Here is a 16,112-nt window from a genome sequence, read left to right as displayed (position 1 = left end):
TCTGGAGACCGCCCCATGTCCGCTGCTCGTTCCGCCCTGATGTTCGCCTTGTTGCCCCTGTTTGCCGGCTGCCAGTTGATGCCCATGTCTTCCAATGACAGCAAGGTGTCGACGGCCGGCATGATCCGCATGCAGGGCACCCTCAGCGGTGATGGCGGCAAACTGTTCTTCGTCCCGTGCAACGAACAGCGCCGCTATGCAGTGACCGACAAGGGCAACACCGGTGTCTTGCAGGAAGCCGCTTCGGTGGTGGACAAGAATGGCAAGGCGTTCGCCGATGTACGCGGCAACTTCGTGGCGAGCAAAGCCCAGGGCAGTGACGGTCAGGGCGACATTTACCAGCTCTATCGCGTCGAGCGCCCGAGCGGTGCCTGCGAGGACCCCAACTTCAAGCGCCTGACGATTCATGCCAGCGGCAACGGTCCGAAATGGAACCTCAACGCCAGCGGCAAGGGTCTGGTGCTTGAGCGCGAAGGCAAAGAGCCTTTCGCCGTGCCGTACATGGAAGAGCAGATGCCCGAGGGCCGCTTCAACCTGATCACCGACGCCAACAATCAGCACGTCGAACTCTACGTCGCGCCGCTGCGCTGTGTGGACCCGTCGAACGGTTCGGTGCAGCATTTGACCGCCGAGTTGCGGGTCAATGGCCAGGTTCAGCGCGGTTGCGCGTACTTTGGTGCAATGCGCAACGATTGACCGTTCACCCTGGCCCCTTGTAGGAGCGCGCTTGCCCGCGAACGCGTTCTTACAGCCACATCCCGGACAAATGACCCACCGCAATCGCGGGCAAGCGCGCTCCTACACACGTGCGCTCGCACGCTGCGACCACCGCATCACGCGCAATGTGGCTTATAATCGCCCGCTCTTGTAGTGCTGCCGGGCCGATCCTGCGGCCCGAAACCGGATCTTTCAATGTTACGAATCACCGAATTCAAACTGCCGCTGGACCACGCGGATGACGAACTGCGCCCTGCACTTCTGCAACGCCTGGCCATCGGCAGCGACGAGCTTCTGGATTTTACCCTGTTCAAGCGCAGCTACGATGCGCGCAAGAAATCCACCGAACTGCAGTTCATTTACACCGTCGACTTCCAGGTGCGCGACGAAGCCGCCCTGCTCCGCCGCCTGAGCCACGACAAACACATCGGCCCGGCCCCAGACGTCAGTTACAAGGTGGTGGGCCACGCCCCTGCCGGTCTGAGCGAGCGCCCGTTGGTGGTGGGCTTCGGCCCGTGCGGGATCTTCGCCGGCCTGTTGCTGGCGCAGATGGGCTTCAAGCCGATCATTCTGGAGCGCGGCACGGAAGTCCGTCAGCGCACCAAGGACACCTGGGGCCTGTGGCGCAAGAACGTGCTCAAGCCTGAGTCCAACGTGCAGTTCGGCGAGGGCGGCGCGGGGACGTTTTCCGACGGCAAGCTCTACAGCCAGATCAAAGACCCGAAACACATCGGCCGCAAGGTCTTGCACGAATTCGTCAAAGCCGGCGCGCCGGACGAGATTCTCTACGTCAGCAAGCCGCACATCGGCACCTTCCGGTTGACCGGCGTCGTCGAGAACATGCGTCATCAGATCGAAGCGCTGGGCGGCGAAGTGCGTTTTCAGCAGCGCGTCACTGATGTGCTGATCGAAGACGGCCAGATGCAGGGCGTCGTGCTCGACAGCGGCGAGCGCATCGACTCGCGGCACGTGATTCTGGCGCTGGGCCACAGCGCCCGCGACACCTTCCGCATGCTTCACGGGCGCGGCGTGTTCATGGAGGCCAAACCGTTCTCGGTCGGCTTCCGCATCGAGCACCCGCAAGGCTTGATCGACCGCGCACGGCTGGGCAAGTACGCCGGCCACCCCAAGCTTGGCGCTGCCGATTACAAGCTGGTGCACCACGCCAAAAACGGGCGTTCGGTGTACAGCTTCTGCATGTGCCCCGGTGGCACCGTGGTGGCGGCGACCTCGGAGCCCAACCGCGTGGTCACCAACGGCATGAGCCAGTATTCACGTAACGAGCGCAACGCCAACTCCGGCATTGTTGTGGGCATCACCCCCGAGCAGGATTATCCGGGCAGCCCGCTGGCAGGCATCGAACTGCAGGAGCGTCTGGAGTCCCATGCCTACATCATGGGCGGCGAAAACTACGAAGCCCCGGCGCAACTGGTGGGCGATTTCATCGCAGGCAAAGCCTCAACGGCACTGGGCAGCGTCGAACCTTCCTACAAGCCGGGCGTGAAGCTGACCGACCTCGCCGACGCGTTACCCGCCTTCGCCATCGAAGCCATTCGTGAGGCGCTGCCCGCATTCGAGAAGCAGATCAGAGGATTTTCGCAGCACGACGCAATCCTCACCGGCATCGAAACGCGCACTTCCTCGCCCCTGCGCATCACCCGAGGTGAAGACATGCAAAGCCTGAACGTCAAAGGCCTGTTCCCGGCGGGCGAAGGCGCAGGCTATGCCGGTGGCATCCTGTCGGCCGGCGTCGATGGTATTCGCATCGCCGAAGGCCTGGCCCGCAGCATGCTGGGTATCACTGGATAGTCGCTGTAACGTAAAGCCCGCGCTGAAGTCGCGTGCTGAAACGCAAAACGCCCCGAATCATCGGGGCGTTTTTGCAAGCGGGCTTTTTACGGCCCGCTTCAGGTCATGCAGCGCGGTTTAATGGCTGACGCGACTGGTACCGTTGACGGTCATGATGCGAACGCGCTCACCCACACGGAAGATCTCGTTTTCCTGAACTTCCTGCACATAAGCACGCATGGTGCCGTCGTCTTCGCGCACGGTAATCTCGACGCCTTGAGCACGGGTCAGGCCGCCTTCCGCTGCTGAACCCAACAGACCACCGGCGACCGCACCGATGACGGCTGTCACGATGCTGCCGCGGCCCCCACCGATGGCGCTGCCACCCACGCCACCGACGATGGCACCGGCACCGGCGCCGATCGGGGTTTTGGTGCCTTCAATCTTCACCGGACGCAGCGATTCGATCGTGCCCAGGCGTACGGTCTGCACCTGACGAGCTTCGTCGCGCGAGTACGAGTCGCCGGTGAGGCTTGAAGTACAGCCGCCCAGCGTCAGCGCCATGGCGGTGAACGAAGCAACCAACAGAACAGACTTGCGCATAACAGTTATCTCCATAGGAACAGGTAGCCATTAGACTCTGCGACGCCAATCGATGTCACGGTCCTGTACCGATAATTTACGTTTATTCAGGCGTAATACAGCAATACGCCGACGTCTACTGCAGTGGACGACGGCGCCGGGGATTGATTCAACGAAAAGCGCAACAGAGACCCTGGGGCTGACCAACCGGCAATCAGGGTGCGAGGCGCTCGCGCTGCCACGCATCTTCAACCAGACGATAGTTCAGGCGGTCATGCAGACGGCTTGGACGTCCCTGCCAGAATTCGATGCGATCCGCCAGCAGACGATAGCCGCCCCAGTGTTCGGGACAGTCAGGCTGGGTGTCCAAGAAACGCGCTTCGGTGGCCTTGAGCAAGCCTTCGAGCTCTTCACGGTCGGCGATCACCCGGCTTTGCGGCGATGCCCAGGCACCCAGGCGGCTGCCGAGGGGGCGTACCTGAAAATAGGCGTCGGATTCTTCGTGGCTGACCTTGATCACACGGCCTTCGATGCGCACCTGACGTTCCAGTGAGGGCCAGAAAAACGTCATGGCGGCAAAAGGACGGTCGTTCATCTGCTGGCCTTTGGCGCTCTCGTAGTTCGAAAAGAACGTGAAACCCTGAGCGTCCAGACCTTTAAGCAGCAGGACCCGACAGTGCGGACGGCCGTCGGCGTCGACGGTCGCCAGCGTCATGGCGTTGGCCTCGACCGGCGCCTGCTCGGTTTCTACCGCTTCATTGAACCAGCGATGAAACAGTGCGAAGGGTTCTTCCGGAGACTGGGCTTCAGTCAACCCTTCGCGGGCATAGTTACGACGCATATCGGCCAGACGCTGGCTCATCACTGCCTTCCTCAATCGAGATCCGTGAACAGAATCCCGATCTTAACCTCAGTTGCCGGCTTGAGCATCCGGGGCAGGTTTTTTGGCCGCAGCTTTCGCAGGCGCTGCTTTGGCTTTCACCGGCGCAGCTTTCTTCACCGGTGCTTTTTTGGCCGCAGGCGCTTTGGTAGCGGAAGCCTTGGTGGCAACGGCTTTCTTGACCGGTGCAGCGGATTTGGCAGGCGCAGCAGCCTTGGTCGGCGCGGCAACCGGTGCCGGAGCCGGGGCCGGCGCGTTGGCGGTTTGCACGGCCAGCAGGGTTGGCGCTGGCGGCAGGTTGTACTTGGCCATCTCGGCAATCATGGTGTCTTGTGGGGTGAGGATGATTTCCACGCGACGGTTGAGTGCGCGACCCGGCGCGCTGTCACCGGCCGCACGAGGCATGTCGGCGCCCATGCCACGCAGGTTCAGACGGTTACGCTGCAGGCCGCTGAGGCGGAAGATCGCTGCAACCGATTGCGCGCGCTGCTGGCTGATCTTGAGATCGGCATCGCTGGCGACGTCGCTGTGGCCCAACACCAGAACGGCGGCGCGCTGATCGACTTCCACGATCTTGGCCATGCGGCTGATCGGCCCGAGGTTGGTCGGCAGGAGCATTTCCGGGCGCTTCCGGTTGAAGGTGCTGTCGACCGGCGCGGTGACCACGAGGATGTCGTCACGGCGCTCGAGCTGGAACTGGCTGTCCTTGATCGCTTCGCGAATTTTTGGCTCGTTCAGATCCAGCCAGGCCTGGGTCACTTTCGGGTCGACTTTGGGAACAGCGGGTGCGGCGTCTTTTTTGGCTTCGGTTGCGCCGAACGGCCACCACCACTTGTTGGCGTCGCCGGCCTGAGCGACGGCCGGGGCTGTAGCCGGTTGAGTGGCGGCTACTTCTGGTTTCTTGTCGGTTTCACCGTGGTCAGAGCCAAACGGCCAGTACCAGCGCGTACCGGTTTCGGCCTGGGCTTTCGCCACTTGCGCAGCCGCCGGGCTCGGCGTTGGGGCTGGCGCTACAGCAGGGGCGTCGGCGCCCTTGCCTGAACCGAACGACCACCAGTGGTCATTGCTGGCTGACTGATCCTGAGGGGTTTGCGCACAGCCGGTGACGGCGAGGCAGATGGCGAATGCGAGGCTTTTGTTAGCTGACATGGGTGACCCATATGAATAATTGATCAGAAAATGAACGAAGCAGCGCTCATATAACACGCATAAAGACCGTTTTGGAAAAAGAAACCGCCCTACGGCTCCCTTATCCAGATTTAACTGACAGTCGGTAGAACAAGCACTTAACGGCGATACTTATTGCAAACACTCACCCAACACGCGCACCAGACGCTGAGCACGCGGATCCATCAGCACGTAGGGACCGAGGGTGTTGGTCACAAACCCGAACGCCACATCGCGCTCGGGATCGGCGAAGCCCACCGAACCACCTGCACCGGGATGGCCAAATGACTTGGCACCCAGCCCGAACGTTGCGTTAGGCACCGTCGGTTGATCGAGCATGCAACCCAGACCAAAGCGGGTCTGGGTGAGCAGCGTCTTGTCCTGGCCAATGCTGTGCTCGCGCGTCAGCTCGTTGAGCAGGTCGCCTTCCAGCAGGCTGCCATCAAGCAAGCCGCTGTAAAAACCGGCCAGACTGCGTGCGTTGCCATGGCCATTGGCGGCAGGTTGCTGCATGCGCCGCCATTCCGGCTTGTTGGTGCTGGTCATGATCGACGGCGGGTTGGTGAACGCCCGCGCCGTCATGGAAGCAGGCTCGCGCATCGTGGTCTGCAACAGTCGCTGCGCGGCCTCATCACCCACATTGCCCTTGCCTCTGGCGATGTGGGCAACGCGATGAAATTCTTCATCGGCCAGACCGACATGGAAGTCCAGGCCCAACGGGCGCGCAATACGCGCAGCGATGGATTCCCCCGGCCCACGGCCGTCTGCACGACGAATCATCTCGCCCACCAGCCAGCCGTAGGTGATGGCGGCATACCCGTGGCCCTGACCCGGCGTCCACCAGGGTTGCTCGGCAGCCAATACGCTGGTCATCGCCTGCCAGTCGTAAAGCGCTTCGGCCGGCAATATTTCCCGGATCGCCGGGAGCCCGGCCTGATGGCACAGCAACTGACGCAGCGTGATGGACTGCTTGCCGTTGGCGGCGAATTCAGGCCAGAGACGCGCCACGGGCTCATCCAGATTCAGCTTGCCCTCCCCCACCAATTGCAACGCCGTGACCGCGGTAAAGGTCTTGGTGCAGGAGAAGAGATTGGCGATGGTGTCGCTGTGCCAGACTTCGCCGCCATCCTTGTCTGCTGTGCCCGCCCACAGATCCAGCACCGTCTCGCCGCCGATCTGCACGCACAGCGCAGCGCCACGCTCCTGCGGATCGTCGAACAGCGCGGCGAATGCCTCGCGTACGGCCTCAAACTGAAGCTCGAAATGGCCTTGAATCTGCACGGTCTGGCTCTCCGGTGGGGCTGCAAAAATGGCGAACATTGTTCCAGCGATTGAACGCTTTGGGAACCGCCCGGTTAAGGGCGTTTGCCGATCACATCAACGACCTGCCCATTGGCCTTGCGCACTGCTTCGACGAAGCCCTGGTAAGGGACGTCGGTGATGCCCACCAGCCCGAGATGGCCGTTTTCGCCGTCAAGCAAACGGCCAGTGACAGGCTGATCCAGATACTGGAACCAGTGCACGCCGACGATGGAAGGCTCGGCGAGCGCACTCTTCAGGAAATTGGCATACGCCGGGCCACGGTCTTCCTCACGCGGCACTTCGAGCACGCCGCCCCAGAACGGCCCGCGATCGCGGGAGCCGAAGTGAAATTCGGTGATCAGCACGGGCTTGTCGAGCACGCGCAGTTTCGCGAAGTCCACGCCGTCCTGGGGTTTGAGGGTGTAGAAGTTGAAGCTCAGCACGTCGCAGAACTTGGCGCAGGCTTCAACCGCCTCGGGGCTGGTGACGCCAAAGCGGCCGCCGAGCAGCAGGTGGTTCGGCGCATGCCACTTGAGTGCGTCGGAAATGGTTTTGAAATAGGTCTCGGCGAACACCCGCTGGAAATACCTGAAGTCGTTTTCGATCTCCGGGTGCTCTGCGCTCGGCAGCGGCGGCTCGAAGCCCGGGTCTTCCATCAACTCCCAGGCGGCGAGCTTGATGCCCCACGCTTTGGAAAGCCCTTCCTCGTTCCGGTACTTATCGCGCAGCTGCTTGAGAAACGCGCGCTTGGCCGGCACGTCGGTGGTCAGCTTCAGCGTGCCGTAGGCCAGGGCGTAGCGATCCTTCGGATCATTGCCCGGCGCCGCCCAGGCCAGTTCGTTGTCGGCGAAGTAACCGATCAGGTACGGGTCGTCGCGATGGTCGCGCGCAGCGATGGCGACCGCCCGCTCGGTGGCCATGGCAAAGCGCGGATCGAACGGATCAGGCATGCCGCCCCACCAATCCTGGCCGGTGCTGATGCTCACGTAGTCGCCAACGATGGACAGCGGCAGCGTGTAGGGCACGTGTGCTTTTTTGCTGTTTTCGAGGTTTTGCAGCGCGGGCTCGCTCCAGTTGCCGACGGTGTTGAAACCCCACGCCTGCAATCGTTGCAGGGTATGGTCGACCCAGCGTTTGCTGTCCACAATCACCGGCTTGCACTCGATTGCAGGCGCAGGCAGGGCGGGCTTTTCGGCCTGAGGCGCTGGCGCGGTCTGCTCGGTGGGGCTGTCGGCAGTCGATGCGGTCGTTGCCGGGTTAGTCGCTGCTGTCGTGGTTGCGCTCGCGTCTTCGTCGTCGGCCGGATCCACAGGCCTGGAGACTTCAACGCACTTCGGCGCACCGTACGTGCGTTGCAGGTTCGCACCATAGAAATTGAACCAGCGGCCCTGATCGAACTGCCGGTTACGGTTGGCGCCTGTCTCGCGGTTGTCGTCGCCCTTGCCGTAGAACGCGGCGAGCGGATCGTCGCTGCCGGGCAGGCCGGTGAACATGCCTTCGCGGCCTTCGACGTAGGTCTGGCTGTCGTCAGCGGAGATGGCATTCACGCCGAGGGAGTAGAACGGATGGCCTTCCGGCGTCACCAGATACCAGCGCTCATCGCGCTTCTCCGTGCGGAAAAAACCCTTGGCTTCAAACGCCGGGCCGCTGAGCAAGCCGCCGTACTTGTCGTGAGCAGGACGGTCTTTCAGCCAGGTTTGCAGCTGTTGCTGCTCCTTGCCCGCCAGCGTTTTGAGCTGATCGTCGCTGGTGACCTTCTCCGGCCACTTGCCCCGGGTGAACTGACCGTAACCGTCGACCAGGTTGCTGTAGGCAGCGGTTAGCAGCCCATCGCCCTCCTGCACGCCGAACTTCTCGATCAAGACTGACTGCGCAACGTTGGGTTGAGACATCGACACGGTGACCGATGAAACTTCAGCGCTATTCAGCTCACCTTCGGTGTTGGCCAGCAACACGCGCTGCCCCTCGTAGACCCACGGCATCGGTGGGCCGGCGCGCATGCCCTCGCTCAGCGGCGAACTGGCCTTGAGCGGCAGCACCAGAGTTTGCGCCGGACCGGCCGGCAGGTCGATGCGGCTGGTGAGAACCTTGCCGTCACGGCTTTCGATCTGCACGTACACCGTCAACGCCCAGTCCATCGCGCTTTGCAGGCGTAGGGTCATGGCGCTGTCGTGGCTCCAGTCCCAGACGCCAGTCTGCGGGGTCAGTCGCAGGCTGGGTTTGGCGACCGGATTGAAAACGACCCGGCGCAGCACTTCCCCTTCAACGGTCTGTTCGGCGTTGCCCTGTGGAAAGCCGGCATCCTGGGTCGTGACCTTCACCACGTCGGCGGGCCGCACGAAATTGAACAGCGTCTGCTGCACGTCAGGTGCGGCGTGGGCCATGCCGGCGCACAGCGTGGCAAGGATGGCGGGCAGTGAACGGCGAATCATGTGATCTGAAGCTCCTTGATCATCTAAGGCCCGGAGCACGAAAGAGGTCGCGCGCATCCGGGCGGACCGAGTTTAAGACCCGGTCAACCGTGTTTCATTTGCATCACGGATTCAGGAAATTTCGCGCCGGAATGGCGGCAGTGCGTTGAGGATGGCTTTGCCATAGCGTTGGGTCACGACCCGGCGATCCAGCAGCGTGATGATGCCGCGGTCCTGTTCAGTGCGCAGCAGACGACCGCAGGCCTGGATCAGGCGCAACGAAGCGTCGGGGACAGCGATTTCCATGAACGGATTGCCGCCTCGCGCTTCGATCCATTCCGCCAGCGCGGCCTCGACCGGATCATCCGGCACGGCGAAGGGAATCTTGGCGATCACTACGTGCTCGCAATAGGCGCCCGGAAGGTCAACCCCTTCGGCGAAACTGGCCAGCCCGAACAGGACGCTTTCATCGCCACCGTCGACCCGCGCCTTGTGCTTGTTGAGGGTTTCCTGCTTGGACAGATTGCCCTGGATGAACACCCGCTTGCGCCAGTCCCGCTCCAGCCCGTCAAACACTTCCTGCATCTGTTTGCGCGACGAGAACAGCACCAGCGTGCCTTTGGAGCCTTCAACCAGATTCGGCAGTTCGCGAATGATGGCAGCCGTATGCTCGGCCGCATTGCGAGGGTCGGCTTTCAGGTCCGGCACGCGCAGCACGCCTGCGTCGGCATGGTGGAACGGACTCGGCACCACGGCGGTGACGGCGTCTTTCGGCAGCCCGGCACGCATACGAAAACGGTCGAACTTGCCCAACGCGGTCAGCGTGGCCGAAGTCACCAGCGCGCCGTAGGCGACGTTCCACAGGTTGCGGCGCAACATTTCGGCCGCGAGGATCGGGCTGGCGTTGACCTCGATGTCGAACAGCGAGCCGCTGTCGGCCAGGGTCAGCCAGCGCGCCATGGGCGGGCTGTTTTCCGGGTCCTCGGCGGTGAAAGCGGTCCACAATTCCCAGTTGCCGTGGGCGCGGGCCAGCAAACTGCCGAACAGCGGATACCATTCTTCCGCCTGATGGCTGGCGATGCCGATGTTGACCTCGCCGTCCATGCCCTCTTTAAGCAGCTCGGTCAGGCGCGTGAACAGGTCGTCGAGCCGGGCAAAGCCTTTTTTCAGCTCGATGCCCATCTCGCGCATGTGTTCGGGGACCACACCGCCGACGAAGCGATGACGCGGACGCTCGCGGCCTTCCATGTCTTCGCCTTGCTTGAAGTCGGCCAGTTGTTCGCAGGCGGTGAACATGAACTGCTGCTGGGTTTTGATCTCGCGGGCCAGCTCGGGCACCTGCTCGATCAGCTTGCCCAGATCGCCCGGCAGCGGGTGCTGGGCGAGCAATTTTGTGAGGTTCTTGGCGGTCTGCTCCAGCCAGTCGGCGGTGGAGCGCAGGCGACTAAAATGGGCGAAGTGGCCGATCGCCTTGTCTGGCAGGTGATGGCCTTCGTCGAAGACATACAGGGTGTCGCGCGGATCGGGCAGGACCGCACCGCCGCCCAGCGCCAGGTCAGCAAGGACCATGTCGTGGTTGGTGACGATCACGTCGACTTTACCCATGCCTTCGCGGGCTTTGTAGAAGGCGCACTGCTGGAAGTTCGGGCAATGGCGGTTGGTGCACTGGCTGTGATCGGTGGTCAGGCGCGCCCAGTCCTGGTCGGCCAGTTCCTGGGGCCAACTGTCGCGGTCGCCGTCCCATTTGTTGCCGGCGAGCTTTTCGATCATGGTGGTGAAGAGCTTCTGGCTGGCTTCATCCACTTCGATCTTGAAGCCTTCTTCCTCGAAAAGCTGTGCGGTCGCGCTCTGGGCGTCGCCTTCCTGCAGCAGCATGTCGAGCTTGGACAGGCACATATAGCGGCCCCGGCCCTTGGCCAGCGCGAACGTGAAGTTCAAGCCACTGTTGCGCATCAAGTCGGGCAGGTCTTTGTAGACGATCTGCTCCTGCAGCGCGACGGTCGCGGTGGCGATGACCAGGCGCTTGCCTGCAGCCTTGGCGGTCGGAATGGCTGCAATGGCGTAGGCCACGGTTTTACCGGTGCCGGTCCCCGCCTCGACCGCCACCACGGCGGGATCACCCGAACGGCGGCCTTCTTCGTCGGTGTCGACGTCGCCCAGCACCTTCGCCACTTCAGCGATCATCAGGCGCTGGCCGTAACGAGGCTTGAGGCTCTTGGCTTCGAGGAAACGCGAGTAGGCGCCCTGAATCTGGGATTTGAGTTCGGTGCTGATCATGGGCTGGGTCGTTGGCTCGGCGTCACGGGTGCTGAATGAAAACACGAAAACCGCTGGATATATCTTCAGTAGTCGCAGCGGGCGGCTATCATACCGCGCTAATTCTTTCTGCGCAGATCGGAGTTCTCGATGTCATCTGTAGCCTTTGTCTACGCCTTGCATGTCCTGTCGACGATTGTGTGGGTAGGAGGCATGTTTTTCGCCTGGATGATTCTTCGACCGGCGGTCATCGCCGCCCTGGAGGGCCCGGCCCGGTTGAAGCTGTGGCTGCAGGTGCTGCCGCGTTTCTTCGTGTGGGTCTGGTGCGCGGTGATCATGTTGCCGGTGACGGGCATCGGCATGATCAACATCAACTTCAGCGGCTTTCAGACCGCGCCCCGCTATGTGCAGGTGATGATGGGTCTGTATGTGGTGATGGTGGCGTTGTTTCTGCGCGTCTCGACGCTGAACCTGCCGCAGTTGCGCAAGGCCGTGCTCGCCGAGCAATGGGCGGATGGCGCCGCCGCGATGGGGGGAATTCGGCGTCTGGTGGGGATCAATCTGATGATAGGGGTGGCTGTTGTGGCGATCGCGGCCATCAGGCCAATGTTCTGATGCGTGGGGAAAAACCTGCTCCCGAAAGACGGGTACACCCGCCAGGCATTTAGCGGTTTAGATACCGTCTTCGTGAGCAAGCTCACTCCCACAACGCTTATAAGTTGCGAACCACGATAGCGCCCACTGGCCCTGCTGCACCGGACTGGCCCTTGTCGCCGTTCTTGCCGGACTTGGCGCCGTCAGCACGGTAGACCACGCAGCCTTTGGACGCGCCGCCTTTGCCGCCGCGACCGCCGTCGCCGCCGATACCACCGGCACCGCCCTGTACGTTGACCTTGATGCGTTCGTTGCCGAATGTCGCTGGCAGTTCGAGACGAACGAGCGCCCCCGGCGCGCCGTCACGGCCGTTACCGCCATTGTCGCCGTCGATCCCGCGACTGGCGGAACCCCAGGTGCACCCTGGATCGATGCCGTTGCCGCCGCCTAGGCCGACGTAACCGGGCGAGCCTGCGCCGCCGCGGGCGTCGACGAAGAGTTGGTCAGCGTTGAGTTGTTCGATCCGCAGGTTGAGGTTGCGGCCTGGGGTTGGCGGTTTCTCGAAGGTGCCCGGGGCGCCCCGCGCGGTGATTTCGGCGCCGCTGCCGAGGTCGCCCTGTTTGACTTGCAGGCTGAACGGCTCGGCGCTCGGGACGATGGCGATGCGTGATTCGTGGCCCATGATGAGTTGGCCGACTTTGACTTCGGTGAGCCCGGCCGGGATCAGGAGCGTGCCGTAGTCGGCGACTTCGAGTCGATCCAGTTGCAATACGCTGGTTTTGGAGGGCAGGCGCATGAGCGAGTGGGTTTCGACGGAGAGGGTCTGGGCCATGATCCAGGGGCTGGTCAGGGCGGACAGCAGGCCTGCCGTCATCAGCATCGCGTTACGCATGGTGTACCTCCGCCTGTGGGCGTTTGAATGTGTTCAGGTGGAATAGGCCGAAGAGCAGAATCTTCAGGCGATCGCGCCAGGGGTGGGGGCGGCCGCACAGGCTGGCGTTATAGCTGATCAGTTCGATGATGTGGGTAAGCAGCAGGAGGCCGCCTGCCAGTTTGAACAACAGGTTGAAGGGGTGTGGCATGGTGATGGTCAGGCTGGTGATTATCAGTAGCCAGAATGCTGTTGTCAGTACTTTCCCTGTTCCCCAAATCACACTCATGTGGTGCCTCTGCTGTTTTTAATTTTTTGTACGGTGAAAACGGTTTGCGCACAGTACGGTGAGGCGGGGGACTATGCCAGAGGCAGGCTTTAAAGTTTCTGGTGTTTGACGGCATGGATTGAGTGAATATCCGTTATCTGTGTTTGCCGGGATTAGGGTTCCGCCCTTACGGCGGGTCACTTTTTCCAAGAGCCGAAAAAGTAACCAAAAAGGCCCTGCTCCTGGTTTGGCCCCTCGTTCCTCGGGGTCCCTTCACTCCGGTCTCGCTCCGTGGGCCCGCGCCGAACGGACATCCATGTCCTGACGGCGCTCTCGCCGCATCCATGCGGCTCGGCCCACTGCGCGAGACCTGCGTTCAGCCTGCACCCAAGTCGCGTTTCGCGGTGTCTGAAATTTTTGTGTTTGAAGATCAAAAGCTTTCCGGCTGAAGCCGGTCCTACAGCGGGCGCCGCCGGCCCCACTGACTGCATGCGGCTTTTAGTGGGACCGGCTTTAGCCGGGAAGAGGTCAGTTTGAGCACTGGCTTTTTTGAACATGAAAACTGAATGCCAGAAATAGAAAAGCCCCGGCTTTTAGAACGGGGCGTCCTTTAACGCTTCAACCTTGTCTCAACGATTGATTTTGATCTCGACGCGGCGGTTCAGCGCTCGGCCGTCGGCGGTTTTGTTGTCGGCCACCGGGCGGGCTTCGCCGTCACCTTCGACGGACGCGAACGAGGCACGCGGGATGCCGGCGCTGACGAGGTAGTCGGTCACCGATTGCGCACGTTTTTGCGACAGTTTCTGGTTGTAGGCATCGCCACCCACGCTGTCAGTGTGGCCGCTGACGTGGAGTTGCACATTCGGGGCTTCGGTTTTGAGTTTGGTTGCGACCATGTCCAGTTGCTGTTTGTCGCCTGCCGTCAGGGTGGCTTTGTTGAACTCGAAGTGCACATCACGAATGGTGATGATCTCTTCTTTCGGCAGCACCATCGGCGCGGCCATCGGTTCAGGGGCCGGTGTCACGATCGGGCAACCGGTGGCATCGACCGGGGTGCCTTTTGGCGTGTTCGGGCATTTGTCCTTGCTGTTAAGGACGCCGTCGCCGTCATCATCGCCATCCCCGTGGGTCCAGCAATACGCGCCGGCCATGACGCCCACCGCAGCACCGAAGCCTGCCGCCACCGATGCGGACTGGAAGGCGCCGATCGCCGCGCCACTCAGCGCGCCACCCGCCGCACACAGAGGCCAGTCGGTCTTTTGCAGGCCTGCACACCCCGTCAATACACTGGTCACCAAAATCAGAGGTAACGCTGTCCGAATCATGCTCATACACTTCTTCTCCTTTGGTATCGGCTAAAACCGACTGGAATGCAGTAAAGACGGGTGTTGGGCCGTTCGCCACTCTGTTGACAGGGGTTTTACGGGATTACACCGCACAATCCGGACTCTTCTTGAGCGAAACAGCTTTTTGCCTTCACGCTCAACGCTGTGTCAGATCGTGAAATGAACACGTTCAAGGACTAGGCCATTGAAGTTCAGCACGCTAACCTTGCCCGCCTGACCGAGGAACCCCAATGACCGATCGCTTTTCCAGTCGCACGCCGCAACAGGCCCTCGCCGCCCTGCTCGACCTTTATGCGCCGAAGCGTTTGCTGCTGGTTGGCGCCGAGGGTTTTCCGGCGTTGCAGGCCTTTCGCGAAGCGCACCCGCAGACCGAACTGGCCCAGGCGGCGCCCGGTCTTTTGCCGCCCGACCTGGCCGGGCAGCGCTTCGATCTGGCGTTGGTGGTCGACTGTCTGGAGCACATCCCCAAACGTGCGGGGCTGGAGTTGCTGGGCGGTATCCGCAACCTCAATGCCAGCCGGATCGCCGTGCTGGCCGATCTCGATGCCTGCGGCTGGCAGTCCACCGATTTCTACTCGCTGGCACTCCAGGCCAGCGAAAGGTTTTCCAGGGATGAACAGGTGCTCACGCTGTTCACCTACGATCTGCGCGAATACAAACAGGTGCCGGACTGGCTGAACGCGAGGTTCTGGGCCAATCCGGAGAATTACGGCAAGTATTGGTGGTGAGAATCGCATCATGAGCAGCGCAATATGCCCTTGCGGCAACGGCAATCTTCTCGACGGCTGCTGCGGTCGCTACCACGCCGGTCAGCCTGCCCCTTGTGCCGAAGCGTTGATGCGTTCGCGCTACAGCGCTTATGTGCTGGGCTTGGTGGATTATCTGCTGGACACCACGTTGCCGGCGCAGAAGGCCGGGCTGGATCGTGATGCGATCAGCCAGTGGAGCGCCCGGAGCACCTGGCTGGGTCTGGAAGTCGAGGGCGCCGAGTTGATCGGCGGTCAGCCTGAACATGCATTCGTGACCTTCACCGCCCGCTGGCACGATGCCGATGCCGATGGCGAGCACCGTCATCGCGAGCGCTCGGCGTTTGTGCAGCATGATGGACGCTGGTATTTCATCGACCCGACGGTGTCGCTCAAAGCCGGTCGTAACGACGCCTGCCCTTGCGGCAGCCAGCAGAAATTCAAGAAGTGCTGTTCGGCTTATCTCTCCTGACCTTGAGAGCGGCGACAGCAGTCACCACTCAGGGACAGGCAGTTCTCAGGCCAGTCTGATGTGGGAAACATCCGGCACCAGCACATGCTCAACCGGCGTGTCCTGACCCAGATCAGCGCCGGCCGGCGCCAGGCTCAGGCCGGACAGGTCAAGCTGCGGCGCCCGCGTCGGCATCTTCGGATCCTGCACGTCCTGGCCCGGTTCGGAGAGCGTGAAGTCAGGCGCCTCCACGTCCACAAAGGCAGCCATGTACACATCGCGCGGTTTAACGCTGGTTTTCCGTGTCGGCGTCGTGTCGCTGCGCGGCGCCGTCAGGCTTGAGGGCTTGCGCGTCCAGCTGGGTTCGTCCGGCGGCGGCGCCAGTTCAACCTCTTCCACTTCAACCAGGCCCGGCGCTTGCGCAACAGGAGCCTCCACGACTTGCGCCATGGGCATGACCTGAGCCATGGCACCGGCGCGTTCGAGGGTCGAACGGTACTTTTCGGCGGCCGCCTCATCGAGGTTGTTCTTCAGCACCAGCCGACGGCCGGAGAACAGCAACGCGATGCGCTGAGCGTCCGCCTGGAACAGCTTTGCCAGGTTGGCCTTGACCAGATCCGGCTGCGCGCCGGGCACCAGTTGGCCGGAAAATACGATTTCGTAGACCTTCATGGTCAATACTCCTTCGACACATGGCGCGAGTATGGCGCAGGCTGTGGAGAACGGCGAGTCA

General features: G+C 62.1%; 15 protein-coding genes. 5 read left to right on the top strand and 10 right to left on the bottom strand.

What is annotated here, in order from left to right:
* The first annotated feature begins 15 nt into the window (after window positions 1–15).
* On the top strand, window positions 16–696 hold the full coding sequence (locus OKW98_RS08035; RefSeq protein ID WP_265388690.1) for a COG3650 family protein: 681 nt from the start codon (window positions 16–18) through the stop codon (window positions 694–696).
* 216 nt (window positions 697–912) lie between these two features.
* Window positions 913–2,526, top strand: coding sequence for an NAD(P)/FAD-dependent oxidoreductase (locus tag OKW98_RS08030; RefSeq protein ID WP_265388689.1), 1,614 nt, complete (start codon window positions 913–915; stop codon window positions 2,524–2,526).
* Window positions 2,527–2,643: 117 nt separating this feature from the next.
* Here the strand turns inward: OKW98_RS08030 and OKW98_RS08025 are convergent, their stop codons facing one another.
* From OKW98_RS08025 to dinG, 6 genes are all read right to left on the bottom strand, one after another.
* Complete coding sequence (locus OKW98_RS08025) at window positions 2,644–3,108, bottom strand: glycine zipper 2TM domain-containing protein (RefSeq protein WP_037012225.1); 465 nt, start codon at window positions 3,106–3,108, stop codon at window positions 2,644–2,646.
* Window positions 3,109–3,301: 193 nt separating this feature from the next.
* Window positions 3,302–3,949, bottom strand: a complete 648-nt coding sequence (pdxH, locus tag OKW98_RS08020) for a pyridoxamine 5'-phosphate oxidase (protein ID WP_265388688.1) — start codon at window positions 3,947–3,949, stop codon at window positions 3,302–3,304.
* A gap of 48 nt (window positions 3,950–3,997) precedes the next feature.
* On the bottom strand, window positions 3,998–5,116 hold the full coding sequence (locus tag OKW98_RS08015) for an OmpA family protein (protein WP_265388687.1): 1,119 nt from the start codon (window positions 5,114–5,116) through the stop codon (window positions 3,998–4,000).
* A gap of 150 nt (window positions 5,117–5,266) precedes the next feature.
* Window positions 5,267–6,415, bottom strand: coding sequence for a serine hydrolase domain-containing protein (locus OKW98_RS08010; RefSeq protein WP_265389673.1), 1,149 nt, complete (start codon window positions 6,413–6,415; stop codon window positions 5,267–5,269).
* 74 nt (window positions 6,416–6,489) lie between these two features.
* The gene (locus OKW98_RS08005) at window positions 6,490–8,868 is read right to left on the bottom strand and encodes a beta-galactosidase (protein ID WP_265388686.1); all 2,379 of its coding nucleotides are present in this window, start codon (window positions 8,866–8,868) and stop codon (window positions 6,490–6,492) included.
* Between the two features lie 111 nt (window positions 8,869–8,979).
* Window positions 8,980–11,124, bottom strand: a complete 2,145-nt coding sequence (gene dinG, locus OKW98_RS08000) for an ATP-dependent DNA helicase DinG (RefSeq protein WP_065992603.1) — start codon at window positions 11,122–11,124, stop codon at window positions 8,980–8,982.
* A gap of 129 nt (window positions 11,125–11,253) precedes the next feature.
* On the opposite strand from dinG, the gene OKW98_RS07995 reads away from it, so the two are divergent.
* The gene (locus OKW98_RS07995; RefSeq protein WP_265388685.1) at window positions 11,254–11,718 is read left to right on the top strand and encodes a CopD family protein; all 465 of its coding nucleotides are present in this window, start codon (window positions 11,254–11,256) and stop codon (window positions 11,716–11,718) included.
* Between the two features lie 97 nt (window positions 11,719–11,815).
* Here OKW98_RS07995 and OKW98_RS07990 read toward each other — a convergent pair whose 3' ends face one another.
* The 3 genes from OKW98_RS07990 to OKW98_RS07980 form a co-directional block, all read right to left on the bottom strand.
* The gene (locus tag OKW98_RS07990) at window positions 11,816–12,589 is read right to left on the bottom strand and encodes a collagen-like protein (RefSeq protein WP_265388684.1); all 774 of its coding nucleotides are present in this window, start codon (window positions 12,587–12,589) and stop codon (window positions 11,816–11,818) included.
* Window positions 12,582–12,857, bottom strand: coding sequence for a DUF1145 domain-containing protein (locus tag OKW98_RS07985; protein ID WP_265388683.1), 276 nt, complete (start codon window positions 12,855–12,857; stop codon window positions 12,582–12,584). Before OKW98_RS07985 ends, OKW98_RS07990 begins: the two co-directional genes overlap by 8 nt.
* Before the next feature lie 608 nt (window positions 12,858–13,465).
* Entirely contained in the window at window positions 13,466–14,167 is a 702-nt protein-coding gene (locus OKW98_RS07980; protein ID WP_265388682.1) for an OmpA family protein, read from the bottom strand.
* A gap of 245 nt (window positions 14,168–14,412) precedes the next feature.
* Between OKW98_RS07980 and OKW98_RS07975 the strand changes: the two genes are divergently transcribed.
* Both OKW98_RS07975 and OKW98_RS07970 read left to right on the top strand, forming a co-directional pair.
* The gene (locus OKW98_RS07975) at window positions 14,413–14,910 is read left to right on the top strand and encodes a DUF6231 family protein (protein ID WP_265388681.1); all 498 of its coding nucleotides are present in this window, start codon (window positions 14,413–14,415) and stop codon (window positions 14,908–14,910) included.
* Between the two features lie 10 nt (window positions 14,911–14,920).
* The gene (locus OKW98_RS07970; protein WP_265388680.1) at window positions 14,921–15,400 is read left to right on the top strand and encodes a YchJ family protein; all 480 of its coding nucleotides are present in this window, start codon (window positions 14,921–14,923) and stop codon (window positions 15,398–15,400) included.
* A 45-nt stretch (window positions 15,401–15,445) separates the two neighbouring features.
* Here the strand turns inward: OKW98_RS07970 and OKW98_RS07965 are convergent, their stop codons facing one another.
* Entirely contained in the window at window positions 15,446–16,051 is a 606-nt protein-coding gene (locus tag OKW98_RS07965) for a hypothetical protein (RefSeq protein ID WP_265388679.1), read from the bottom strand.
* Window positions 16,052–16,112: the final 61 nt, after the last annotated feature.

The sequence above is a fragment of the Pseudomonas sp. KU26590 genome, assembly GCF_026153515.1.
Classification (GTDB): Bacteria; Pseudomonadota; Gammaproteobacteria; order Pseudomonadales; family Pseudomonadaceae; genus Aquipseudomonas.
Note: the sequence above shows the minus strand (reverse complement) of the source record. Positions and strands in the feature narration are given on the sequence as shown.